The 23,728-nt window shown below is 46.3% G+C and carries 22 protein-coding genes, 1 tRNA gene, 1 other RNA gene and 1 pseudogene; 11 read left to right on the forward strand and 14 right to left on the reverse strand.

What is annotated here, in order from left to right:
• A partial coding sequence (locus JCM12259_RS16715) for a DUF6261 family protein (RefSeq protein WP_036888620.1) occupies window positions 1-795 on the forward strand: 795 nt, incomplete at its 5' end.
• A gap of 158 nt (window positions 796-953) precedes the next feature.
• Here the strand turns inward: JCM12259_RS16715 and JCM12259_RS05710 are convergent.
• The 7 genes from JCM12259_RS05710 to JCM12259_RS05740 form a co-directional block, all read right to left on the reverse strand.
• Window positions 954-1,027 (reverse strand) — tRNA-Thr (locus JCM12259_RS05710).
• 200 nt (window positions 1,028-1,227) lie between these two features.
• Window positions 1,228-1,497, reverse strand: a complete 270-nt coding sequence (locus JCM12259_RS05715; protein ID WP_025065726.1) for a PqqD family protein — start codon at window positions 1,495-1,497, stop codon at window positions 1,228-1,230.
• A 3-nt stretch (window positions 1,498-1,500) separates the two neighbouring features.
• On the reverse strand, window positions 1,501-1,986 hold the full coding sequence (locus tag JCM12259_RS05720; RefSeq protein ID WP_025065727.1) for a S24/S26 family peptidase: 486 nt from the start codon (window positions 1,984-1,986) through the stop codon (window positions 1,501-1,503).
• A complete protein-coding gene (locus JCM12259_RS05725; protein ID WP_025065728.1) occupies window positions 1,962-2,855 on the reverse strand; it encodes a hypothetical protein in 894 nt (297 codons plus the stop codon). The genes JCM12259_RS05720 and JCM12259_RS05725 overlap by 25 nt, the downstream gene beginning before the upstream one ends.
• A 34-nt stretch (window positions 2,856-2,889) precedes the next feature.
• Window positions 2,890-3,324, reverse strand: coding sequence for a hypothetical protein (locus tag JCM12259_RS05730; RefSeq protein WP_234396567.1), 435 nt, complete (start codon window positions 3,322-3,324; stop codon window positions 2,890-2,892).
• Window positions 3,325-3,363: 39 nt separating this feature from the next.
• Window positions 3,364-4,227 (reverse strand): sigma-70 family RNA polymerase sigma factor, encoded by an 864-nt coding sequence (locus tag JCM12259_RS05735; RefSeq protein ID WP_025065730.1) that lies wholly within the window; start codon window positions 4,225-4,227, stop codon window positions 3,364-3,366.
• Between the two features lie 204 nt (window positions 4,228-4,431).
• Window positions 4,432-5,892 (reverse strand): Do family serine endopeptidase, encoded by a 1,461-nt coding sequence (locus JCM12259_RS05740; RefSeq protein WP_025065731.1) that lies wholly within the window; start codon window positions 5,890-5,892, stop codon window positions 4,432-4,434.
• Window positions 5,893-6,404: 512 nt separating this feature from the next.
• Between JCM12259_RS05740 and rnpB the strand changes: the two genes are divergently transcribed.
• The 7 genes from rnpB (at window position 6,405) to mnmE (ending at window position 12,570) form a co-directional block, all read left to right on the forward strand.
• An RNA gene (gene rnpB / locus JCM12259_RS15800) (RNase P RNA component class A) lies at window positions 6,405-6,788 on the forward strand.
• Window positions 6,789-6,851: 63 nt separating this feature from the next.
• Complete coding sequence (locus JCM12259_RS05745) at window positions 6,852-8,177, forward strand: YihY/virulence factor BrkB family protein (protein ID WP_025065732.1); 1,326 nt, start codon at window positions 6,852-6,854, stop codon at window positions 8,175-8,177.
• Between the two features lie 16 nt (window positions 8,178-8,193).
• Window positions 8,194-8,592, forward strand: a complete 399-nt coding sequence (locus JCM12259_RS14065) for a hypothetical protein (protein WP_036888622.1) — start codon at window positions 8,194-8,196, stop codon at window positions 8,590-8,592.
• 11 nt (window positions 8,593-8,603) lie between these two features.
• Window positions 8,604-9,020 carry a YkvA family protein gene (locus tag JCM12259_RS05755; protein WP_025065733.1) on the forward strand — a complete coding sequence of 139 codons (417 nt, stop codon included), beginning with the start codon at window positions 8,604-8,606 and terminating at the stop codon, window positions 9,018-9,020.
• Window positions 9,021-9,149: 129 nt separating this feature from the next.
• Window positions 9,150-10,310 (forward strand): hypothetical protein, encoded by a 1,161-nt coding sequence (locus tag JCM12259_RS05760; protein ID WP_025065734.1) that lies wholly within the window; start codon window positions 9,150-9,152, stop codon window positions 10,308-10,310.
• 38 nt (window positions 10,311-10,348) lie between these two features.
• Window positions 10,349-11,221, forward strand: coding sequence for a nucleoside phosphorylase (locus tag JCM12259_RS05765; protein WP_025065735.1), 873 nt, complete (start codon window positions 10,349-10,351; stop codon window positions 11,219-11,221).
• Window positions 11,218-12,570 carry a tRNA uridine-5-carboxymethylaminomethyl(34) synthesis GTPase MnmE gene (gene mnmE / locus JCM12259_RS05770; RefSeq protein ID WP_025065736.1) on the forward strand — a complete coding sequence of 451 codons (1,353 nt, stop codon included), beginning with the start codon at window positions 11,218-11,220 and terminating at the stop codon, window positions 12,568-12,570. Before JCM12259_RS05765 ends, mnmE begins: the two co-directional genes overlap by 4 nt.
• Window positions 12,571-12,673: 103 nt before the next feature.
• Here mnmE and rpmA read toward each other — a convergent pair whose 3' ends face one another.
• Together rpmA and rplU are read right to left on the reverse strand one after the other, a co-directional pair.
• Window positions 12,674-12,937 carry a 50S ribosomal protein L27 gene (gene rpmA / locus JCM12259_RS05775; protein ID WP_025065737.1) on the reverse strand — a complete coding sequence of 88 codons (264 nt, stop codon included), beginning with the start codon at window positions 12,935-12,937 and terminating at the stop codon, window positions 12,674-12,676.
• A gap of 20 nt (window positions 12,938-12,957) precedes the next feature.
• Window positions 12,958-13,275 (reverse strand): 50S ribosomal protein L21, encoded by a 318-nt coding sequence (rplU, locus tag JCM12259_RS05780; protein ID WP_025065738.1) that lies wholly within the window; start codon window positions 13,273-13,275, stop codon window positions 12,958-12,960.
• Between the two features lie 616 nt (window positions 13,276-13,891).
• Between rplU and JCM12259_RS17250 the strand changes: the two genes are divergently transcribed.
• Both JCM12259_RS17250 and JCM12259_RS17255 read left to right on the forward strand, forming a co-directional pair.
• Window positions 13,892-15,103 (forward strand): hypothetical protein, encoded by a 1,212-nt coding sequence (locus tag JCM12259_RS17250; RefSeq protein ID WP_051559189.1) that lies wholly within the window; start codon window positions 13,892-13,894, stop codon window positions 15,101-15,103.
• 2 nt (window positions 15,104-15,105) lie between these two features.
• Window positions 15,106-15,936 carry a CotH kinase family protein gene (locus JCM12259_RS17255; RefSeq protein ID WP_234396568.1) on the forward strand — a complete coding sequence of 277 codons (831 nt, stop codon included), beginning with the start codon at window positions 15,106-15,108 and terminating at the stop codon, window positions 15,934-15,936.
• A 236-nt stretch (window positions 15,937-16,172) separates the two neighbouring features.
• Here JCM12259_RS17255 and JCM12259_RS14080 read toward each other — a convergent pair.
• From JCM12259_RS14080 to JCM12259_RS05800, 3 genes and pseudogenes are all read right to left on the reverse strand, one after another.
• Window positions 16,173-17,587, reverse strand: a pseudogene (locus JCM12259_RS14080) (glycoside hydrolase family 57 protein).
• Between the two features lie 40 nt (window positions 17,588-17,627).
• Window positions 17,628-18,896, reverse strand: coding sequence for a glycosyltransferase family 4 protein (locus JCM12259_RS05795; protein WP_025065739.1), 1,269 nt, complete (start codon window positions 18,894-18,896; stop codon window positions 17,628-17,630).
• Between the two features lie 12 nt (window positions 18,897-18,908).
• Window positions 18,909-20,852 (reverse strand): glycogen debranching enzyme N-terminal domain-containing protein, encoded by a 1,944-nt coding sequence (locus tag JCM12259_RS05800; protein WP_025065740.1) that lies wholly within the window; start codon window positions 20,850-20,852, stop codon window positions 18,909-18,911.
• Window positions 20,853-21,112: 260 nt separating this feature from the next.
• Here JCM12259_RS05800 and JCM12259_RS05805 point away from each other — a divergent pair, with 260 nt between their 5' ends.
• Entirely contained in the window at window positions 21,113-21,817 is a 705-nt protein-coding gene (locus JCM12259_RS05805) for a Crp/Fnr family transcriptional regulator (protein ID WP_025065741.1), read from the forward strand.
• Here the strand turns inward: JCM12259_RS05805 and JCM12259_RS05810 are convergent.
• Both JCM12259_RS05810 and miaA read right to left on the reverse strand, forming a co-directional pair.
• Window positions 21,814-22,746 carry a diacylglycerol/lipid kinase family protein gene (locus JCM12259_RS05810; protein WP_025065742.1) on the reverse strand — a complete coding sequence of 311 codons (933 nt, stop codon included), beginning with the start codon at window positions 22,744-22,746 and terminating at the stop codon, window positions 21,814-21,816. The genes JCM12259_RS05805 and JCM12259_RS05810 overlap by 4 nt on opposite strands.
• Window positions 22,737-23,660 carry a tRNA (adenosine(37)-N6)-dimethylallyltransferase MiaA gene (gene miaA / locus JCM12259_RS05815; protein ID WP_025065743.1) on the reverse strand — a complete coding sequence of 308 codons (924 nt, stop codon included), beginning with the start codon at window positions 23,658-23,660 and terminating at the stop codon, window positions 22,737-22,739. Before miaA ends, JCM12259_RS05810 begins: the two co-directional genes overlap by 10 nt.
• Window positions 23,661-23,728 lie beyond the last annotated feature (68 nt).

Consider the following 23,728-nt stretch of genomic DNA (forward strand, 5'->3'; position numbering starts at 1 on the left):
ACGGCCTGCGTGGCCGACGAAGATCGGGTGCTGAACCAGCCGCGCGCCGGGGCCGATACCAAGGCGCTGGAAGAGGCCGATCGCAAGCGCGACAAATCCTATCAATCATTGCGGTTGCTCGTGGCACTGCATCTCAACAGCGCCGACAAGGCCGTGTTGGCCGCCGCCGAAGCCGTGGACCGCGTGATGAAGGCCTATCCCGACGTGGCCGCGAGCAATTACGACAAGGAGACGGGACTGATCAAAAACCTCGTGGCCGACCTGCGCACGGCTGCACTCGCACCACACGTGGCGCGGATTCAAGCGCAGGTGTATGTCAACCTGCTCGATGCCGACAACAAAGCATTTGACACGCTGTTCCACGCTCGGGTGAAGTCGGGCGCTCCCGCCGGCTCGTTCGACATCAAACCGCTGCGCGCCGCCACCGACAAAGCCCTCAACGCCGTGCTCCGCCGCATCGACGCCCTCGACGAATTGGAGCCGTCGGCCCCAATCACCGCACTCATCACACAATACAACAACTTGGTGGATAACCGTCGGACACTGTTGGCCGGTCGCGCGGCTACCAACAAGGCACACGCCGACAAACAAGCCGAAGAATTGCGCAAAGAACTCGAGCCGCTGATCCGCAAATTCGAGGAAGTAAACGGCATCGCTCCCAATGTCCTCTTCTTTACCGGCAAAACCAAAGGGACTGGCAAGAGCAAGCTCTATGAGCTGGCTTACAGCACCGATCCGAAACGTACGCTGTGGGTCGTACGCGAGAAAGACGCGCTGAAAGAAGTGAAAGAGTGAACGAGACGAAGAATCGAAACGCGTAGCGTAATGGATTTATGAGAAATGACGGATTGTTTGGGCAATCCGTCATTTTTTGATTCATGAAATAAGAGGAGATAATTAAAGGTGAAAGGGTGATAACAACTGCATTGTGTTTTGATACATCTGCTTTTGTGAGCCTCTTGTCGGATTCGAACCAACGACCCCGAGATTACAAATCACGTGCTCTGGCCAACTGAGCTAAAGAGGCGGGGGTGGGTGAGCTACTTACATCGCGCCGCTACAACCAACTACCTTTGCTACGTTCCCGTCCTGGAGGATTCGAAGGGAGCTGGCCGTGCAAGACTCACCCGTATTGCGGTTGCAAAGATAGTTAAAATAGTTTGTATCGATGCATGATTGGCTTGAAAGTTATTTCTTTTAACACTTATTGGAGTGCGGGCTTGGGGTTTATGCTTCGATGATTCCGATTTTGAGGAATTGCTCGATGAGTTCTGTCACATCTTTGCGAGCCTCTTCTTCGCTGACTTCATAGTGGGTGGTGAGAAGCCTGACGAGGTCGTCGGTGGTGAACTCTTTGTTGCCGATCTGTTTCCAGAGGAATGCCGACGTTTCGTTCATGGTGATGATATTGCTGAAATCGATGTTCTCTTCGCCTTCGGCAACGATAATCTGTCTGCCGCAGATGGTGCGGAGGTTGAATCCTTTTTTTGCTTTCATATTTTAAATGGGTTTGAAAAATCTGAGCCAAATATGCCGGTAAGCTGCCAAGAGGTAGCGCCGGATGGGGTAAAGGGACGTCCATAGCCGGGAATAAAGTAGCCACTTGAAGCTGTTGGTCTTGTCGATTGTCTTTCTCCCTTTGCGGTAGAAGCCGATGGCAAAGCCTTTCACGTCCTCGCGTCGGCAATGCTCTTCGAGGAGGTTTCCATCTCCTCGGAGCGTGATATGGTCGCCGTCTATGTTGATGATTCGGTGGAGTACATAGTGTTTCGGAGCAGTTTCGGCTAAGACGACATCGCCTTTATGAATTTCTTTGGCTTTGGTGAGCAAGGCTTTATCGCGATCATTCTCTAAGAATGGGCGCATGCTGAATCCTCGCAGGTTGATGGTGACGGTGTGTCCTTCGTCCATGAGTCGGACCACTTCGGGCAGAAGTTCGGCATTGGAGAACTTGATCTCTTTCACTTCGCTATGGTCTTGTTGCATAAGATGGCGGCTTCTTGGTTGGGTAAGCAATGTAATGTGTAAATACCTGTGGTCTCGACGATTCGCGTGATGGTGTCGCACGCTTTGTTGTATATGTCTGAATCCCATTTCATTGACGAACAGGAAGGGAGCAATGAGGTGAAAGCCTCAATGGGTGAAAGCTTGTCTATGCTGTTTGCCGGCGCTCGATCGATTCGCGTAATGGCACCCAACCGTGCTTTGACGTTGCGATAACAGGGTGTTTTTCCACTCCATGGGCTACCGTAAATATAAGGTTTGCCGTCGATTATACGGATGATCGGATTGTCGTCGTTCATCAAATCGCATCCTGGTATGTATCGAAGCCACAGACTGACGTGCGTGCTTTTGCCTGTTCCGCTCTTAGCATTGAATGCGTATCCATAGCCGTTTTGCCGGACAAGTGAGGCATGAATCAGCAGTGTTTCATACCGACTTCCCCCGAAGGAGAATATCATCATCAATGCATTTTGCAATCCGAAGTAACGCATATTATAATCGCCTTGGAGTCTGCACACGCAGTTTGAGAAATCTTTATCCGTCTGTAACAAACAGCATGTCTGCCCGTCGAGACTCTTGATGATATATTGATAACCGCCGTTATCGAGTCGGTCGACAATCGTGTCACCATTACCTGTTTCGAAAGCTCTAATTCTTTTGCGGCGCTCTTCGGGCACTTCGGTCAGCGTGTCGTTGATAACAAGTTGAAAAAACAGATCTTTTGGCTCGCCCGAATACCTAAAAGGCTCGAAAGAAGGGAGTAAATTTACATTGTCGATAGCGGTATCTTGAAAGATAACGCGGATGTATAAGTCTGCTATGCAATAATGATTGATGCTGTTATTTGCCATTCCTCGTTGTGCTTCCTGCGCTCATTCTCATGTCTTACTTACTCAAAACAGCCTCCGTATTGTCGTCATCCGTGGGACTGACGGCTTGGAATCGAAAGTCGGAAAGTTTGATATACTTCACGTTGAAATTACCTTTGTCTGTATATCTCTTGCGCATTGCGAGAAATTTTTTCTCCACATCGCTACGCTTTTCTTTGTAAACGATGATGCAAGTGCGATGTTGCATGCCTTTATTCGACAGATAGTCGCGTAGCTGATTGGCATAATTCTCTCTGCCGTAAAGAAAGTGCGACTTATCGCTTATATATGCAGCATCAATGGGTTGAATGTCTGTAAAGTAGACCGTAGAATCATTAAAGGACGCCGATAGTCCGTAAGCATAAACCAATGTGCGTTTGTTCTTAGCGGAAGCGCTTGAGAATGCCAGCAAAGCACAAGCAAAGAATGCTATCCGAAAAAGTTTGTTCAATCTCATTTTACCTTAATTATATCAATCTGGAAGCTGACTTTATAGCCCGAGATAGGACTTCAGCATCTTATTCTTCGTATTCTTTCTGAGTCGGCGAAGCGCCTTCTCCTTGATTTGTCGCACTCGTTCGCGCGAGAGTCCATATTTGTCGCCGATTTCTTCAAGTGTCATTTCTGGTTGGTTAATACCGAAAAAACCTTCGATAATGTTCCGCTCGCGTTCATTCAAAGCCAGCAATGCGTGCGAAATCTCATCGCGGAGTGATTCCAACACCAGCTCTCGGTCGGCCATCGGTGCATCGGCGTTGGGCAAAATATCCAAAAGGCTATGATCTTCGCCGTCGATGAATGGGGCATCCACAGAGATATGTTTGCTCGGAGCCTTCATGGCGTCCACGATTTTTTCTTCGGACAAATCCACTTTGTCGGCTATTTCGTCGATGCTTGGGCGTCGCTCGTTTTCCTGTTCAAATTTATTTAATATGCGGTTGATCTTATTCACTGATCCCACTTGATTCAACGGGATTCGCACGATGCGGCTTTGTTCGGCGATGGCTTGCAATATACTCTGCCTAATCCACCACACAGCATAAGATATGAACTTAAATCCACGTGTCTCATCAAATTTTTCTGCGGCCTTGATCAGTCCTAAGTTACCCTCGTTGATGAGATCGGACAGACTCAAACCTTGGTTCTGATATTGCTTGGCAACAGACACCACGAATCGCAGATTGGCTTTGGTCAATCGTTCGAGAGCTTTTTTATCGCCTTTTTTGATGCGTTGGGCCAATTCCACTTCTTCCTCGATAGAGATGAGTTCTTCATGACCTATCTCTTGAAGATACTTGTCGAGTGAGGCATTCTCTCGATTAGTTATTGATTTCGTGATTTTCAGTTGTCTCATTAAGTTCAATCTCTTTATGCGTGATGCAAATTTAATCGATTTCCCGCAGCTTCGCAAATATTTTGCAGTTTATTTGACAAAACAAGCCTGATTTGACTTAATTATACGCCCGTTTGAAACAAATCAGGGACTCGGTTGACTCTCTTTGCTTGTTGTGAGCAAGTGAATCACACCGAGCCCCTGCTGTTCTCAACCTCTCATTGATTATTCGAGCGGAACAGCGAAATAACCTTTCTTACCCGTGGGATAAATTCCTTGGATGTAGAGAACGGGATCTTTGCTTGTCGAGGCATCTTTCACCAGTTGCTGCATAGCGTCGATCGACTTCACCGGTGTATCGTTGACTTTCTGAATAATGAAACCTTTATTGATGCCGGCATCTTTCAATTTGCCGTTGTTTACCTTGATAACTTCGAGCCCGAAACTGATATTGAGCTGTTTCTTTAAGGCTTCTGGCACTTCGCGGAAATTGCCGCCGAGCACGTCTAAGTCTGCTTTCTTGACGATATTCGTATTGCCTTGTTCGTTTTTCAGCGTGATCGTAGCCGTCTTCTTAACTTTATTGTGAAGATAAGTCAGCGTAATCTTATCACCCGGACGTTTGTTGGCGAGAATAGCAGACAGTTCACCGAACTTGGTGATCTTCTTTCCATCAACGGAAACTATGACATCTCCCTCCTTGATACCAGCTGCTTGTGCACCACTCTCTTCCGAAACCTTTGCCACATAAACACCTTCCATCGTGCCGAGATCAATCTCTTTGCCTTGATTCTTTTGATCGTCGATATAGGTTTTCACATCGCCGCCCTGAATACCGATAAAGGCTCGCTGAACTGTTCCGTAAGTTCTGAGATCAGCCACCACCTTATTCATAATAGCAGTGGGGATTGCAAAACCGTAGCCGCTATACGAACCGGTCTCCGAATAGAGCATAGCATTGATGCCGATGAGTTCGCCGCGCGTGTTGACCAGTGCTCCGCCGGAATTACCGCGATTGATGGCGGCATCGGTCTGGATGAATGATTCCACGCCGTTGGCATACAAGGTGCGGGCTTTGGCACTCACAATACCAGCCGTGACTGTATTGGTCAGATTGAAAGGATTACCTATGGCGAGCACCCATTCGCCCACTTTCAGATTGTCGCTGTTGCCGATTACAATCGCGGGGAAGCTCTTTCCCTCGATCTTGATCAGTGCGAGATCGGTGGTTTTGTCTGTTCCGATGATGCGAGCAGAATATTCTTTGTTGTCGTTTGTTGTCACAGTGAGTTCGTCGGCGCCCTCAACCACGTGGTTGTTAGTGACGATGTAGCCGTCTGCCGAGATGATCACGCCCGACCCTGAACCTTGTTGCTTCGGCGTGCGAACCTGTCTTTTCTGCGTACCTCCATTGCCTTGCCCCGGATTTCCGAAGAATCCGAACGGATCACCAAAGAAGTCGCTGAACGGATCCGACTGCACATCGACCGTCTGCACTTTGCTGTTGCGCGTGTTCAATATGTGGACTACACTGGGCAGTGCTTTCTCTGCGGCATACGTCAAATCAACAGGTTGCCCCGCAGGAACGGTGGCTGCTGCGGCGTTGGCTTTGATAAAAGCCCCCGTCGAGAATGCAACGGCAATGACACACATGGCCGTGAGCAAATACTTGGAATACTTCTTCATTGTCTTCTTATTTTGTTTAAACATTCTTTCTGATCGTTTTGAAACGATGATCGGGCTTGAACCCTTGTTTGCAATGCCTGCAAATATAAGGTCAAAAAACGGATTCCTGCCAATCTGTCTTGCTTCTTTATCCCATTTTAACAGTCGAATTTAACATATTAACGGCTCTTAATGAAGCCAGATGAGGCTTTTTACATTCGTTTAATAGTGGTTGGCGACAGGTTGGTCAGATGTTGGCCTACCTTGCTTTTAATATTGCTTATAATTCGTTGTATATCAGCTATTTGTTTCTTCATTGTGAATGACTTTGCAAGTAAGCGTCAATGGCACGTCAATTAATGCTTACATGCACGGTCATTAACGGTTAATCAGTATGCAACTAACGGCTAATTGCGCAGCATTTGGTTGTATTTTGCGAATCTATTTGACTATCAGCGTATTGCGACCGATTGAAAAATAATCTCGATTGGGCGTCATTTGTCGATAAAATTACCTATCTTTGCACATTGAAAGCAGTGTCTCGGCTCTGCCGCCGGTTGAATTTTACTTCACGGGAGGAAAGTCCGGGCAGCACAGGGCACTCCGCTTCCGAAAATAGAAGCTATTGGCAACAGTAGGCTCAGGCAGAAGAAAACAACCGCCATTCGCATGAATGGTAAGGGTGAGAAGGCGGTGTAAGAGACCACCAACAGATGGGTGATCATCTGGTTGTGCCCGCCGGAGGCTGCAAGTTCGCGTAAACCGTCGCATGCGGGTTGCCCGCCCGTTTCGATAAGAGCGGCGGAGGGTGGAACGCTCAAGCTGTGGGGCGACTCACAGATTAGATAAATGGCAGGCATTCCGATGGCTGAAAAGACATCGGGAAACAGAACCCGGCTTATAGAGGCGCTGCTTTCGCTTTTTCATGTCGTCTGTGGTGCGGTTGCGATGAACGCATAAACCCTTTGAAAATGAAATCGATGAGCAAAAGACTTCAACGCATCATACAATTTATGAAGGTAGACATTTGGCGGCTGACACCGGCAGATGTGCCGCCGCCTTACAACGTCGCAGTGAGTGCTTTGAAGAAATTGCTGCTGGCAGTGAGATTTTTCACCACGAAAGGCGTATTCGAGTCGGCCGCGGCCCTGACTTATTCCACGCTCTTGGCCATCGTTCCCATCTCGGCGGTTGTGTTTGCGATCGCGCGCGGTTTCGGCTTTTCTAAATATATAGAAGATTGGTTTCGCAGTGCATTGTCGAGTCAGCCTCAGGCTGCCGACACGATTATCCGCTTCGTAAACTCTTATTTGGTGCACACGCATAGCGGTGTGATTTTGGGTATCGGACTCGTTTTTATGTTGTGGACAGTGCTGATGCTCACTCGAAACATCGAACAAACGTTCAACAATATTTGGCAGGTGGAGCGCGAACGGAGTCTTGTCCGCACCGTGACCGACTATTTGGCGATGTTTTTTATGCTGCCCATCATCATCATATTGATCTCCGGTGTGTCGGTGTTTCTCACGGCAGTGGTCAAGCAGACACATGAATATTTGTTGCTCGGACCGATGATGCGCTTGAGCATCGACATCATGCCTTATGTCATTATGTCGGCCGTTTTTATTGCGCTTTATGTCTTCATGCCCAACACCAAGGTCAAAATCGGTTATACAATCATACCAGGTATTCTGGCAGGTGTGGCTATGCAATTGCTGCAACTGTTCTATGTGCATTGCCAGTTGTTTCTTTCGAGCTATAATGCCGTGTACGGTTCGTTTGCCGCATTGCCTCTTTTCATGCTTTGGGTGCAGATATCGTGGACCATTTGTTTGTTCGGTGCCGAACTGAGTTATACCAATCAGAATCTGGAAACATTCGCTTTCTTGGCCAAGACCGATGATATCAGTCATCGTTATCGCCTGATGATGAGCGCACTGTTGCTAAACAAGATCTGCAAACGATTTGCTGAGGGACGCAAACCTTATTCGGCGCTCGAACTGAAACTGGAAACCGGCATTCCGATTCGCGTCACCACCGATCTGCTTCATGACATGGTGAAGATTCATTTGCTGAGTGAAAGCATCGGCGGGAAACGTTCTGATGATGAGGTGCTTTATCAACCGGCCGAGGATTTGGAGCGAATCACCGTAGGCGTGTTGGTCGATCGATTGGAAGCGACAGGCAGTTGGCGACTCGATTTAGACTTGCATCTGCATTTGGACAGCGTCGCCTGGCGACAGGTGATGCAATCTCGCGAACAATATTTTGGTCAGTTGCGGATGATCAAAGTGCAGGATTTGTAACAAAAAGGAATGAAATATGGAACCGAGAATCATGGATTATGAACACATGGTGACTGACAAGATTGCCGACCACACAGAAGATACCGGCTTTCCCGCCATGGCCGATTATGGAATTACGCGTCGGGAGCTGGACGATTATCTCTTTGACAAACAGGCCATCTTTGATAGTCGCGGAACAGAAAAGAGCCAATACACCGTTTTAGGTATCTGTATCATTATTCCGGTGTTGATTCTTTCTGCTTTTCCCGACCGCTATATGCCCGGCGGCAGATGGTCTTTGCTCTTGGGCGTAGGTGTCGGACTGGTATTTGCTTTGCTTGTTCGATTGTTTACAGATTTATCGATTAAAAAGCGCCTTAGCAAGATTCGCAATGAGAAAATTGAACGGTATATTGCCGATGTGTTGAAATATTGAAAGGACAAAAAATGGATTTGACACAGCTTCCCGACTTTATGAAATATAAAGATAGGTTCACTCAGAGTGGATTTGTTGAAAAAATATCTCGCATTGCCAAACGAGCAGGCGTTAAATTGGTGTATGCCGCCCTGATCCTTTATTATACATTGGAAAGCGATCGGGTGTCGATCAAAGACAAAGCCATCATTATCGGCGCATTGGGTTATTTGATCAGTCCTTTGGATGTTATCCCCGATGCAATCCCCATAGCCGGTCTCGGTGATGATTTAGCCGTCTTGATCTACGTTCTTCGCAAGATTTGGGGCGAGGTTTCTGATGATGTAAAAAGCAAGGCCAAGACCAAATTGTCTCAGTGGTTTGACAATGATGAACTGTCGGAAGCCGTTCGTCTCTTTGACGATAATCCCGATTGGGGCGAAGAATAGTTGATAATTGAGCGTTGAGAATTGATGGTTGAGAGATTCGTTCACTCTAAAAAAATATAAATATTGGTGCAGACAAAGGAATGCTTAGATTCATATTTGCTACCTTTGTTTAGCCAAACGAAATCATAAATGAGGAAACACTATATTCTAACAATGGGCTTACTGTTGGCGATTCACATCGCCGCATTCGCACAGAAGTCGAAAGGGCGTACGCCAAAACGTGTGAAAACCGTTGTAGTGACGGAAGAAACACCTGCGCAAAAACTATATCAGAGTATGCTGTCAGCCACAGCGCGGGTGATGTTTATCGATAGTACGGTGGTTGACAAGAGTGATTTCTTACGTCATGTACCGCTCAACGCCGAGTCGGGATCGCTGATGACGTATGAACAATTCTTCAATACGGATCGAATGCAAGATGGAGCGGTGTTTCAAAATGAATTCCGCAATCGTTGTTATTATTCCGATGGCGGGCGATTGATGACAAAAGATAGGATCGGGGAGCAATGGGCATCGCCACAAGTGATTGAAGGTATCGGCGACGAATTTGTAGAACCGGATTATCCTTTTATGATGGCCGATGGCATCACACTCTATTTCGCGGCGAAAGGAGCCAATAGCATCGGAGGATATGATATTTTTATGACGCTTTTTGACAGCGAGTCTGATCGTTTTTATAAGCCCGAGAATTATGGATTGCCTTTTAATTCCACAGCCAATGACTACTTGTTGGCTATTGATGAGTTGGATTCGCTGGGGTGGCTTGTCAGCGATCGCTATCAGCCCGAAGATAAAGTGTGCATTTATACATTTGTTCCCGTTTCGCCACGGGTGAGTTTGGGAACAGAAGAAGGTATCACGGGAGCAGCATTGGAGCGCTATGCCCGACTTGAACGAATCAAAGATACATGGCGATTCGGCAATCGAAATCGGGCAATGGAACGCTTGCAACAGATGATCAAGCGGTCTTCTCGGAAACAGATGCAGCAAGATTTCTCTTTTGTCGTGAATGATGACGTGACGTATCATCGGTTGACTGATTTTCGTTCGACATCGGCACGAGAGATGTATGTCCGTTTGGAAGCGCAACATAAATCGTTGGCCGATCATGAGAATATGCTGGAGCAACGACGAACGGAATACCATAATGCTTCGGCAAGCGCACGACGTGAGATGCGTGAAGAGCTATTGCGGCGTGAACGAGTGATAGAACAACAGCGGATTGATATTGCACGCTTGGAAAAGGAAGTGCGCAATGCCGAAAATAAGGCGTTGGGTGTGGATCGTTGATATATGAATATTGTCGAACGAATTAAAGAATAAAGATTATGAAGAAGTATTTTGCCGAATCGGAACTGATTATCAATGGAGATGGAAGTATCTTTCATTTGCATCTCAAGCCAGAACAGTTGGCCGATAAGGTGATTCTCGTGGGTGATCCGGGACGAGTGGCGATGGTTGCCGCGCATTTTGAAACAAGGGAATGCGAAGTGAGTAATCGAGAGTTTATGTCTGTCACGGGTACATACCATGGCAAACGCATCACTGTTCAAAGCACGGGTATTGGATGTGACAATATCGATATTGTGGTTAATGAATTGGATGCGCTCGCCAATATTGATTTCCACACTCGTGAAGAGCGTGACCAGTTACGGCAGTTGACGCTTGTGCGCATCGGGACTTGTGGTGGTTTGCAGCCCAATACACCTGTGGGCACATTCATAGCCAGCGAGAAGAGCATCGGTTTTGATGGTCTGCTTAACTTCTATGCTGGTCGAAATGATGTTTGCGATTTGGCTTTTGAGAAAGCATTCACGACATATATGGATTGGAATCCGCAACTCTGTGCTCCCTATGTGATCGATGCCGACACTGAGCTTCTCGATCGTATTGCCGGTAAGGATATGGTGCGCGGCGTGACCATTGCATGTGGCGGCTTTTTCGGTCCGCAAGGTCGAGAATTGCGTATACCGCTCGCTGATCCGAAGCAGAATGAGAAAGTAGAAAACTTTGAATACAATGGTCATCGTATCACCAACTTCGAGATGGAAAGTTCGGCCCTTGCTGGTCTTGCACGATTGATGGGGCACAAGGCAATGACTTGCTGCATGGTGATTGCCAATCGATTGGCTAAGGGAGCAAACACGAATTATAAGAATAGCATCGATAACTTGATAGAAACAGTTTTGGAAAGAATATGATGGGCGACACGATTTGTGCGCTTGCCACATCTGCGGGTGGAGCAATTGGAATCATACGTGTCTCAGGGCAGAATGCAATAGCGTTGACCGATATTGTTTTTCGTCCTGCCGGTGGAAAGTCTTTATGCAAAGCCGAGGGTTATACCATTCATTATGGTGAAATCATTGACAAGACGAGTGAAGTTATCGACGAGGTCTTGGTTTCGGTCTTTCGTGCACCTCATTCTTATACGGGTGAAGACAGCACAGAAATCAGTTGCCATGGCAGTCGATATATTTTGCGCCAAGTGTTGCAGACGCTAATCGATCGAGGATGCCGACAGGCTCAGCCTGGTGAATATACGCAGCGGGCCTATCTCAACGGTAAGATGGATCTGAGCCAGGCCGAAGCTGTGGCCGACTTAATTGCTGCCGGTAATCGTGCTACACATCGTTTGGCATTAGGACAACTCAAAGGACATTTCAGTGAAGAATTGGCGCGTCTTCGCGAACAGTTGTTGAAGATGACTTCACTTCTTGAATTGGAATTGGATTTCAGTGATCAAGACGTTAACTTTGCCGATCGGCACGAGTTGTTGGAATTGGCACTCACAATTGATCGTCGCATCGTATCGTTGGCTCACTCTTTCGAAGCTGGGAATGCTTTGAAGAAAGGAGTTCCTGTGGCTATTGTCGGCAAGACCAATGTCGGAAAAAGTACGCTGCTCAATCGGCTACTTCATGAAGAACGTGCCATTGTGAGCGATATCCATGGTACTACACGCGATGTGATCGAAGATACTGTTGATATTCGTGGCATCACATTTCGCTTTATCGACACTGCCGGTATTCGTCACACTGTCGACCGAATCGAGCAGTTGGGTATTGAGCGCACTTATCGGAAATTGGATGAAGCTACCATTATTCTTTGGCTCTTTGATGAACCGCCGACCACAGAAGAATATGATCAGATGAAAGTTCGCACGGCTGGTAAGAAACTCATCAAAGTATTCAATAAAGTTGATTTGCCACGTGTTACACCATCTTTGCCACAGGACATTCTTCTCCTTTCAGCCAAGCAAGGTGATGGTGTTGCGCAACTGGAAGAGGCGCTGTGTCAGGCAGCAGATATTCCTGAATTCAATGAGAATGATGTTGTCGTCACCAGTGCCCGTCACTACGATGCGCTTACACATGCTCATGACGCACTTGTTCGTGTCATTGATAGCTTGGAGCAGGATGTTAGTGGCGATCTTCTCAGCGAAGATCTTCGTCAGGTTCTTACCTATCTTGCTAATATTACCGGGGGTGTTATCACTACGGATGAAGTTTTGAATTCTATTTTCAAGAATTTCTGCATCGGGAAATGATATTTGTCCACTATTCGGGACATGATAGAAAAGTAAATGTGCCAACTTTCATGTAGAGAGTTGCACATTATGCTATTTGTTTGGAATAAGTTGTTATTATTGACTAAGCCTCAGCCTCGGGTATAACCGATACCACGCTCTTGTCGTGACGACCTCTGTGGAAATTAACCACGCCGTCGGTCAGTGCATAGAGCGTATCGTCCTTACCGATACCGACATTCTTGCCGGGATTATGCTTCGTGCCACGCTGGCGAATAATGATGTTACCGGCAATCACTTTCTGGCCGCCCCAAATCTTAACGCCTAATCTCTGTGAAGCGGATTCGCGACCGTTCTTCGAACTACCAACACCTTTCTTATGTGCCATTCTGATTGTCCTCCTTTACTTTAAGCGATTACTTGTTTAACTTCTACTTCTGTGAACTGTGCGCGATGGCCGTTCTTCTTACGAGAATCTTTTCTGCGCTTCATCTTGAAAACGATGACTTTGTCACCCTTTACAAGTGGATTCACAACTTCTACTACTACTTTGGCACCATCAACAGTGGGTGCTCCGACAGTCACTGCTCCTTCATTGTCAACAAGAAGCACTTTGTCAAACTCAACAGTTTTGCCGGCTTCCACATCCTTGATGTGATGGACAAAGAGCTTTTTGCCTTGCTCAACCTTAAACTGCTGACCGTTAATTTCTACAATTGCGTACATTTTATTTGATTAAACGGTTTCTCCGCAAGGCGAACGACGCTGTGCCGATACTTTTTAAGCCTTAACGGACTAAATCGGATGCAAAAGTAATAATAAAAAATGAGAGAGCAGAGGATCTGTGAGAATACCTTTTCAGATTTTAAGAGAGATTAACGCACTCTTATGCACAAGAAAAGCGATGACCTTCACAGGCGATCGCTCCAAATCTTCAATAGGTATTAGTCCTCCTTTAAGGTAAAAAGATTGTCTTCAGGATAACACTTGCAAAGTTAAGGTATTTTTTCTTACCACCAAATATTTTAAGCGCTTTTTTCCAAAAAATCTTTCTGTGTCCCTACACAGGATGAGAGAAAGTTTCTATTAGGGCGTATTTAGGGAGAGAAAATGGGATAATAGTAGCAAAAAGAGGCTTCTTTTTTGAGAAAGGAAATCCGGTTAAATGCAGCCACATCCTTCTATTGGTGCATCTTGGAGGGATCCAAATCTTAAAAATGTTAAGATCGAGGACGCTTAATTGGGTAATATTCAGTAACTTTGCACGCATAATTGTATTTTTAGTATAAAAATCATAAATAAAAGAGCTGAGGAAACCATCTGCAAAATCCAATAACAAGCAATGAAGATAAATATTTTTTCGCTGGTTGTCATATCGGGCCTACTGACATTCACAGCAAGCTGTTCGAGTGATGATATGGCGCACAGTGCGGACAAAGCATCGGCAGATCATAACAAAAAGACGCGCCTAACCGTCTTCGTTGCCCGAGGGAATGGGAGCGATAGTGGCACGCGGACATCCTTTGACTATGCAAGTGGCCGTTTCTTCTGGGATGCTGGCGACCGCATTTATGTGAGAGATGATAGTGGCACTTTCCAAACCAGCAGTAACACCGTTACCAACAAGAATCCTCTATTTACCTTTATGATGCCCGGCACTTATGCCACCGACGGCTATGTGGTCTATTATCCCGGGACCAAAGGGCATGATAATCAGGTGACGATTGCCGACAAACAGGTGCAGAGCATTCCTTACACCACCAAGCATTTTGGGGATGCCGGAGACTGTGGAATGGGGATTACCACAAGAAATGCCAGCGGACAACTCGAATTCAGGATCAATCACAAGGCGGCCTACCTCTGCTTTCAACCTTACGCGAAGTATAATCGTGTCAGCACTTATATCACGGCTATCGAAGTGACTTCCGACGATAACATCGCCGGCACTTACTGGCTTGATCCCGTCGATGAGAAACTCAAAGGTGTCGGAGACAAGCGAACCATCATGCTCACGACCAAAGGGCAGGGGGATGATGACAACGGTCTTCCCTTGAAAAACGCTGCGCCGGCTCTACGAGAGAACGGAGCTTTTATGGTGATTGCGCCCGGAACGCATCAACTGACAGTCAAATATCACATCCAAAACGTTTTGACGCATGCACAGGGCGTCATCACCAAGAAGTTGCAATCGTTTGACTATCAACCCAATACTTACTATGATGTTAAGTCCCAGTTAGACATCACAGATCTTGAAGCTCATGTCAGCATTCCCCGCATCGATATCAATATCGATGGCGGTGCATTTGTAACCGATAAAACGACTTATCTCAATGCACTGTTCAAGATCAGCGGGATAGGTAGCAAATTTGATATGGCAGAGCCTGTGCAGATCAAGGGACGAGGCAACAGCAGCTGGAACGCTGCAAACCCATATGACAAGAACCCTTATTGCCTGAAATTCAGTAAAGCCGTAGCGCCGTTTGGATTGGCTCGTGGCAAGAATTGGGTGTTGCTTGCCAACAAACAACCAAGATCAATGATGCAAATGCCGTAGGGATGAAGCTTGCCTCCTTGGTGCAAACGGTTGCCCCCAATCACATCATACCCGTGGAGCTTTACATCAACGGGGAATATCGCGGGAGTTATACGCTTACCGAGAAGGTGGGATTATCCGACAACAGTGTGAAGCTCAAAGATAAGTCAAAAGCCGCTCTGTTGGAGTTGGATACCTATTACGACGAAGAACTCAAATTCCGTTCTTCTTTTTATGATCTGCCCGTCAACATCAAGGATAGCAAAGACAAATCTCCCCAGATGGTTGACCTTATCCGAACCGATTTCGATCGTCTCTGCTCCACCTTGAAAAACGGCGAAAGCATTGCCCATCTCGTGGATGTAGACCAGCTTGCCCGTTATCTGATGGTCAACGAATTGCTCTGTAACTATGAGCTTATGCACCCTAAAAGCACCTATCTTTATAAAGAAGATTTCACCTCGCCCGATGGTAAATACATCTTCGGACCAGTGTGGGACTTGGATTGGACGCTCGGCTATGAAACCAACCGTAATTACGGTACGTCGGATCCCAAAGCCGACTTTTGGCACCCTGCACTCCCGAACTATGAGCACCAGCAGTTTATGAGGGATCTCCGTTTCAAGGACAAGGCCGTGCGCGAGGCTTATTATCGTGTATGGAAAGAATTCATGGAGCATCATTTGCAGGAGTTGCTCATTTTCTGCGATGAATATATACGGTATGTGCGGTCATCGTTCCTACACAATAACACGAGATGGAACAAGACCGACGACTATATGGTCATATCTCAGCACATGAAGGTTTGGTTGCAACGTCGGGCTAATCACATCTACTCCCAGCTTACGTCATAGGAGATACTGGCAAGTGTTTCATTCTTCTTGGGCTATACTCGTCGGTGAGAAGTATAGGACTTCTGCCTGACAAGTCCCAGGGGAGTCGTCGTCTACTCGTATAGTTCTCGTTTGACACAAACAGGGGATAGCAAGTGACGGAATGTCACGGTGCTTGTGCACCTTTCAAGAAAGGGCGAAAAAAGAGGGATATGCCATTGTGCTGCATATCCCTCGGACTTTTGAAGAATGATCAATCAGACCTTCTCAGGAGGAGTTGTTTCAGGGGCGGCTTCGGTCGTCTGCTTGACCGAAACCTTTTTCTTGGCAGGCGTCTTTGCCTTATCGATCTTAGCCTTCACTTTTTTCTCGGCCGCCTGCATCTTCTCGATCTTGGTTTGCAAGCGGATGATCTCTTTCTCCTTTATCTCGATCTCGGTGTCTTGATTCTTGATGGTGGTGAGAAGGCTGTTGAGTTCGTCGTTGTCAATCTCTTCGGGATAAAGGCTGTTGACGCGCGTGATGAAGTCGCCGAGTATGTTCATATAATTGGTAAACGCGTCAAACGGACTGCTGTATATACCGCGGTCTATGCCGACGTTGGAGGATTTCGTAGTCATGAAACGGAAGTTGTTGGAAGCCTGCAAGTAGTCCCAATCCACGTTGATGCGGGGATCATTGGCAATGCGTACACGGTCGGCCACGCTGTATAATTTGTTGAAGGCTTCGCGCTGCATGGGATTGCCCAGCCAGCTGCTCACGTCGCGCTCTTCGTCTGTCCAGGAGAGTGTGTCGGGTACGTCGAGCGTTCCTACGCTCTTCATTTTCAGACAGAGTTCGGTGGGGGTGGAGAATGTGATGCCTTTATTTTTGGCACAGACGGGGAGTGCTTTGATAAATTCGAGGATATTGCTCGACAAGGGTTGTGCGATGCCTAATGCCGATAACTCCATAAAGATGTTGATCACTTGCTCTTCGTTGGGCAGTGCGGCGATCTGGTTGATGTAATTGTCGGCAAATAGTGGATAACCGGGCCACTCGCTATTGTTGAATCGCAGCGAGATGTCGTCACTGAGGTTGACGTCGCGTAATAGCAGTTTGAGATGTGGGGCGAGGGCGCAGTTGTATATATAATGGGGTGACTTCCAACCCAGCACGTGCTTGGCTCCCTCGGTCAGCATGCCCTTGAATCCCATTCGAGCAGCTTGCAGACCGATATCATCGCTGTAAATGAGCGAGGAGTTACGTAACACCTTTGGTGTCTGGCCGAAATACTCTTTCATCTTCTCGCACTGCTTCTTGACGTCGCGCGAGAAACAGTCCTCATTGGTGAGTGAAGACAAGCCGTGAGAATAAGGCTCGGCCAGAAACTCTACACAACCCGTCTCGTTGAGTTGTTGTAATTTCTCTAAGACCTGGGGTGCGTGCATTTCCAGTTGCTCTATGCCAACGCCCGAGAGTGAAAAGGCAACCTTGAAATACTTGCCGTTGGCTGGATCATCTCTTGTAGGGTGTTGAGTGCCGGCATATACGAGCGCTCGGCAATGTCGGCGATGCTACGTTCGTTCTCGAAGTCGTCGTAGTAATAATGATCCGTACCAATATCAAAGAAGCGGTAACGCTTGAGGTGGATGATTTGGTGTATTTCGAAATATAAACAAATAGTCTTCATTGATTTATGGTTTTATGATTAGTATTGTGTTCTTGATCTCTTATTGGTGGCTTAATGCTCGCTCATATAGTTCACGAATCCAAAATCCCACTTTCTCCCATGTGAATTGGTCGACCTCTTTCAGTCCTTCCTCCTGCAAATAGCGGAAGAGACTCTCATTGTGGCAAATGCTGTACATGGCGTCTGCCAAAGCGTGGATGTCCCAGTAGTCGACTTTGATACAGTTATCTAAGATTTCGGCGCATCCGCTCTGCTTGGAGATGATCGAGGGTGTGCCGCATTGCATGGCTTCGAGTGGCGAGATGCCGAAAGGTTCGCTTACGGATGGCATCACGTAAACGTCGGAGTCTTTCAGACATTCATACACTTGTTTGCCTTTCATGAATCCGGGGAAGTGGAAGCGGTCTGCAATACCTCGTTCGGCCGCAAGATAAATCATCTGATCCATCATGTCGCCCGAGCCGGCCATGCAGAAACGCACGTTGCGCGTGCGTTGAAGTACCATGTTGGCTGCTTCGACAAAATATTCTGGTCCTTTCTGCATCGTCAGCCGGCCTAAGAATGTGACCACCTTCTCTTTATTGGTGTGGTCGGGGCGCGGAATATCTTGCAATTCCTGTCGTAAGGGGTAGACGGCATTGTGCACAGTGAAACACTTGCGCGGATCTTGGTGATATTGATTGATCACCGTTTGTCGGGTCAATTCCGATACGCACATGATGCAATCGGCATTATCCATTCCGTCTTTCTCGATCGAATAAACCGTGGGATTGACATGCCCGCGAGATCGATCGAAGTCGGTGGCATGCACGTGGATGCACAGTGGCTTTCCCGATACTTGTTTAGCGTGGATGCCGGCAGGATAAGTGAGCCAGTCGTGTGCATGGATAATGTCGTAGTTCAGTGTGCGTGCCACTACGCCTGCAACGATAGAATAGTTGTTGATCTCATCGTGCAGATTGTCGGGGTAGCGCCCAGAGAATCCCATACAACCTAAATCGTCGAGATTCATATAATTAAAGTCGGAATAGATATGGTCGCGGAGGCGGAAATATAGGTCCGTATCCATCACATTGCCTATGCGTTGTCCGACATAGTCGGCATTAACATCACGCCATCCGATGGGCACACAATTCATTGCAATGATGTTAGCAGCGGTTTTGTCTTCATCTCCCCACGGCTTTGGTAGGCAGAATGTGATGTCCATATCTCCCTGTGCATGCAAACCCTCTGTGATGCCGAAACTGGCAGTTCCGAGACCTCCGAGGATATGAGGAGGATACTCCCATCCAAACATTAGTACTTTCATCGTCGTCCCTCCCTAATAATGATATTTTTCGAGTAATTCTAAGGTTCGTAATACCTCTGCCACATTGATGGCAAACGAAATGGCACCGCGTCCGCAGAATGGTGGATTCCCGTCGAAGAGTTCGGGTATTGTGCCGATACAATGGCTGAACATTTCATCTTCATAACCCACCATCTGTCGCTCGATGAAACTCAGGCGGGTTCGTTTATAGAGTTTAAGACAGGCTTCCATGTAGAAGCCACCTAACCAAGGCCAGGCCGTACCTTGATGATAGGCATAGTCACGTTTTGTTTGTGGCCCGATATAGATAGGATTGTAGCCTCCGCTTTTCGGAGAAAGTGATCGCAGACCCTTGGGCGTGAGGAGTTCGCGGGTGCAGACATCCAAAACGCTCTTCTTCTGGTCTTGGCTTAAAGGCGAATAATCTAATGCTACGGCAAAAATCATGTTAGGGCGGACACTCCAATCCATCATATTGCCATCGACGTAATCGAACAAATAGCCGTACTCATTTAAGAAAGTGTCAACAAAAGATTTCCGGCATAATTCGGCCAAGGCTTCATAATGCGCGATCTTCTCGGTCTCGTTGTTCAATCTTGCCATTGCTGCGGCGAATTGAAGTGCATTATACCACAATGCGTTAAATTCGACAATATAGCCAGTTCGTGGGATGATCGGACGCCCGTTGGCTGTGGAATTCATCCATGTGACAGGTGTTTCGCGGCCATTGGTATACAGTAGTCCATTAGCATCAAGGCGTAGATTGGGATGCTTTCCATTTTCGATAAAATGAATGATGTCGTTCAATAGTTTGCCGTACATCTGCAAACACTTCTCGTTTCCCGCTTCCTTGGCATATTGCTGGATAGCCCAAATGCACCATAATGGTACATCTGGCTGCTCAATTTCATAGATTTTGACCGTCAGAGGTTTTCCTTCCATAAATTCTCGAAGACCTCTTTCGGCTGTTTTCATCACAAGTTCAAAATAGTCTTGCTCGTCAATGGCAAGTGTCAGACCCGGTAGAGCGATGAATGTGTCGCGTGCCCGGCATTTGAACCATGGATAACCCGCAAGCAAATAGCGATCATCATTTTTCATACTGATATGAAACTGATGGGCTGCATTGACTAAGCAGTGAAAGAAGTTATCGCGCGGGCTACGCTCGTTAACTTCCTCTTCGAAAAGTTTCTTCAAACTTCCCGATTTGATTTCAGCTGTAGATGCTGCAAAAACGATACTCTCTCCCTTTCGGATATTCATCTCGAAATAGCCGGGAACATATAAATCTTCATTTGAAGCATAGCCACGCTCCTGCTCTTTCGGATATTCCACACCTCTATACCAGTCGGGTTGGAAGATAAATTCGTTCTTTTTATTGAATTGCATATATAGATCTGGATATCCTGCATACATGCAAGTCTTGATTCCATTGTCAACAGGGAAGTAAATTCGGCTGGCTGTTGCATTCTCGTGTGTGAATTGGCGAACGCTTCGGAATGCTAAGAAAGGACGGAAGCGGAGTGTCGTTGCCGAATGAGCATCGACCAAAGTGTAGCGCAATAGGATTCTGTCTTCATAATGTTGGAAGACTACTTCTTTTTTCAGCAACACACCGCCGACGCGATAGAGGGTTGTAGGAACGTTGTCACAATCAAACTCCCGAATATATTTGTGACCTTTTGGACTGTAATTATTGCCTTGATATTTGTGCAGTCCTAAATTAAATTCAGCTCCGTGTTGAATGACCGTAACATCCAAAGACGATAGCAAAACATGATTCTCATCATCCAGTTCCGGCACAGGAACGACAAGAAGTCCATGATATTTGCGCGTGTTGCAGTCCACTATCGTTGAACAGGAATAAGCACCGGATCTGTTTGTGCGGAGCAATTCCTTTGATAACGACTCTTCAAGGTTAGTCATCAGAGCTTTCTCAAATCGCAGATAACTCATAGTCGGTCTGTTAAGGTTTAATGTTTAATACTCTGTTTTGTGGGAATCGAGAGCTGTCGTGCACCTCGCAAACCCGCTTTCAAAAGTACGAATTTTTATGCTTTACACAAAATAAATATCTTATTTTATTTAAAGAAAATATCAGTTTTTTGTTTCATAAGATAAAAAAACGTCATTCAGTTTATTGTAGATAGTGTTTTTTTTGTATTTTTGCAATAGCGTACAAGAGATAAACAAGACAATTATTTAAGGTAGATCATATGATTTTAAAAGATGATTCGATCAAAATTGAAATAGCAGATGCCATTTCAAAGTTATGGACATCGCTGACCGAGAAGCAACAGCAAGCACTCTTTGAGCACATGAATGTCTATCAATTCAAGAAAAACGAAATCATATACAAGAATTTGGAGTATCCTCGTAATTTGCTATGTCTGTTTCAAGGGAAGGTAAAAGTTTATAAGGATGGAATCAGTGGAAAGAATCAAATATTGAGAGTGATTCAGCCAGTCGACTTCTTCGGTTTTAGGGCTTACTTTGCTGAAGAATGTTATCGAACGGTAGGTGTGGCCTTGGAATCATCGATTGTCGCTTTCATTCCTATCGAAGTATTAGTAGATTTATTGAAAGAAAATTATCATATTAGTCTTTTCTTTATCCGAAATTTGTCCAAAGAATTAGGCGCATCCGATGATCGGACCGTCAGTCTCACTCAAAAACATATTCGAGGACGTCTCGCCGAGGCGCTACTTTTCCTTAAAGATAGTTATGGTGTGGAAAAAGATGGTTTCACACTGAGTATTTATCTAAGTCGTGAAGATCTCGCGAACCTATCGAATATGACGACAAGCAATGCCATACGTACGCTTTCCAATTTTGCCGGAGAGAAATTAATTACCATCGATGGACGCAAAATCAAAATTATTCGAGATGACGAGTTGCGTCGAATATCCAAAATGGGTTAATCGGGAATCAGAAAATTGATTACCTCTTGTTCCACTTTAATCCAGAAATTCCCTGTCGGTGTGTTCATCAATCGACCGTCAAGACCCACCAAAGCATGCTGTGTCTCGATGACTTCTATTTCTCGTGTGCGATAGGGATGCACGCTGCGGTGATTTAAGAACTTACCTCTTAGGAACAGATAAAAGCCTTCTATCAGTTGCATCATCTCCGGATGATAAACCACAGAGACGTCGAGCAGACCGTTATAAGGCACGGCATTCGGCGTCTGTCCATATCCCAAGGCGTTTCCCACACACACTGTCATAACCTTTCTTTTGATGACATCCGTATTGATTCGAAGTGTCATCTTGTAATCCAAACGTTGAAACAGCATCAGAATAAATGAAAAAATGAAAGACAATGTGCGCGATCCAAGCAAGTGGCGAGTCTTTCTGCGCAGGTTCATGATGGCTGCAATCAGTCCGATATTGATACAATTCAAGAAATAGCGATGACAAGGCTCACCACTTTTGTTTTTATAATTGATCCTTCCTAAGTCTATTTTTCTGACGCGATGGCGCTTCAACCAAGCCACAGACTGTTCTATTTCTCCCTCTTTAAAGCCCCAAAAATGTGCGAAATCATTCATAACCCCATTGGGAATCACCCCGAGCGCAATTTGATTTCGTGTGTCGGCATCCACTTGCATCAGGCAATTCACGGCATCGTTTAGAGCAGAGTCTCCTCCAACAATAATGATCGTCTTATATCCATTGTTGATCATCATCTTGACAAGACGCTCTACACTACCCGTATTTTCACTCTGCACATAGTCGAAATCGATATGATTCTCATGCAGACATTTCTCTATCTGCTCCCAACGTTTCTGTTGGCGAAGCGTGTTTTTAGGGCAATAGAGTATTCCCCAGCGTGTTTCGTTCATTGCCATAACTCTTTAATTTTTTTTATTTTGTCTGCCATAGGCAGTTCCGCATCTATCCAATGGATCTGGAAACCGCGTCGTTCCATTCCGCGAAACCATGTCATTTGCCGTTTGGCAAATTGATGGATTGCAATTTCCAAATCGTGAAACATGTCATCGTAAGATCGTTTTCCGATGACGTACTCGGTGATAAACTTGTATTCAAGACCATAATAGATCAAGTCTTCTGCGGGTATTCCCTCATCCAGCAATGTCCGAATCTCATTGACCATGCCGTCTGTCAAGCGTTGTTTCAGTCGTTTTGTGATTTTTTCCCGCCTTTTGTTGCGGTCGAGATGCAATCCGATGAGCAGCGAATTGATGGTCGGCATCGGCCTTGCCGGCATTGGATGCTCGCAATTGTAGGTCTCAATCTCAATGGCGCGAATGGCCCGTTGAACTGTATCTACGTCTGTCCGATTGTGCATCGAGGAGTTGTTCCGAGCCTTCAAGTCGGTTAGTATCGTCGTCAACTCATCCAACTGCTTATCTGCCAAACGATTGCGCAATTCCGGATTCTGCGGCACTGGCGATAGGGAATAGCCTTTCAACACGGCTTCTACGTATAATCCTGTTCCCCCGCAGAGAATCACCGGCACTTTCCGAGACGTGATTTCCTGGTGTGTCTTACGGAAATCTTCTTGATATTTAAATAGGTTATACTTGGTGCCGGGCTCGGCAATATCTATCAAATGATAAGGGATCGCATGTCCATTCACCGTGTAATCACTCAGATCTTTGCCTGTTCCGATGTCCATCCGACGATAAACCTGTCGGCTGTCAGCGCTGATGATTTCCGCCCCAATGTCCGTTGCAAGCTCGGCAGCTACTGCTGTTTTGCCGCTGGCTGTCGGTCCTATGATGGTGATCATCTTTTGCATAGCTTGATTTACCTTCTTCCTCGTTAACTTGTTAACTCGTATGCTTATCTATTGACTTAAATCTCTGT

Source organism: Hoylesella enoeca JCM 12259 (assembly GCF_000613405.1).
GTDB lineage: Bacteria > Bacteroidota > Bacteroidia > Bacteroidales > Bacteroidaceae > Prevotella > Prevotella enoeca.

Bases quoted from the DNA above. Each gene is read 5' to 3' on its own strand.
- JCM12259_RS05720 (WP_025065727.1), bottom strand. From the start codon at position 1,986: ATGCAACAAGACCATAGCGAAGTGAAAGAGATCAAGTTCTCCAATGCC.
- rpmA (WP_025065737.1), bottom strand. From the start codon at position 12,937: ATGGCACATAAGAAAGGTGTTGGTAGTTCGAAGAACGGTCGCGAATCC.
- JCM12259_RS05725 (WP_025065728.1), bottom strand. From the start codon at position 2,855: ATGGCAAATAACAGCATCAATCATTATTGCATAGCAGACTTATACATC.
- JCM12259_RS05755 (WP_025065733.1), top strand. From the start codon at position 8,604: ATGGATTTGACACAGCTTCCCGACTTTATGAAATATAAAGATAGGTTC.
- JCM12259_RS14065 (WP_036888622.1), top strand. From the start codon at position 8,194: ATGGAACCGAGAATCATGGATTATGAACACATGGTGACTGACAAGATT.
- JCM12259_RS05800 (WP_025065740.1), bottom strand. From the start codon at position 20,852: ATGAGTTATCTGCGATTTGAGAAAGCTCTGATGACTAACCTTGAAGAG.
- JCM12259_RS05715 (WP_025065726.1), bottom strand. From the start codon at position 1,497: ATGAAAGCAAAAAAAGGATTCAACCTCCGCACCATCTGCGGCAGACAG.
- JCM12259_RS05805 (WP_025065741.1), top strand. From the start codon at position 21,113: ATGATTTTAAAAGATGATTCGATCAAAATTGAAATAGCAGATGCCATT.
- JCM12259_RS05740 (WP_025065731.1), bottom strand. From the start codon at position 5,892: ATGAAGAAGTATTCCAAGTATTTGCTCACGGCCATGTGTGTCATTGCC.
- JCM12259_RS05745 (WP_025065732.1), top strand. From the start codon at position 6,852: ATGAGCAAAAGACTTCAACGCATCATACAATTTATGAAGGTAGACATT.
- mnmE (WP_025065736.1), top strand. From the start codon at position 11,218: ATGATGGGCGACACGATTTGTGCGCTTGCCACATCTGCGGGTGGAGCA.
- JCM12259_RS05760 (WP_025065734.1), top strand. From the start codon at position 9,150: ATGAGGAAACACTATATTCTAACAATGGGCTTACTGTTGGCGATTCAC.
- JCM12259_RS05810 (WP_025065742.1), bottom strand. From the start codon at position 22,746: ATGGCAATGAACGAAACACGCTGGGGAATACTCTATTGCCCTAAAAAC.
- JCM12259_RS05735 (WP_025065730.1), bottom strand. From the start codon at position 4,227: ATGAGACAACTGAAAATCACGAAATCAATAACTAATCGAGAGAATGCC.
- rplU (WP_025065738.1), bottom strand. From the start codon at position 13,275: ATGTACGCAATTGTAGAAATTAACGGTCAGCAGTTTAAGGTTGAGCAA.
- miaA (WP_025065743.1), bottom strand. From the start codon at position 23,660: ATGCAAAAGATGATCACCATCATAGGACCGACAGCCAGCGGCAAAACA.
- JCM12259_RS17250 (WP_051559189.1), top strand. From the start codon at position 13,892: ATGAAGATAAATATTTTTTCGCTGGTTGTCATATCGGGCCTACTGACA.
- JCM12259_RS05765 (WP_025065735.1), top strand. From the start codon at position 10,349: ATGAAGAAGTATTTTGCCGAATCGGAACTGATTATCAATGGAGATGGA.
- JCM12259_RS05795 (WP_025065739.1), bottom strand. From the start codon at position 18,896: ATGAAAGTACTAATGTTTGGATGGGAGTATCCTCCTCATATCCTCGGA.
- JCM12259_RS17255 (WP_234396568.1), top strand. From the start codon at position 15,106: ATGAAGCTTGCCTCCTTGGTGCAAACGGTTGCCCCCAATCACATCATA.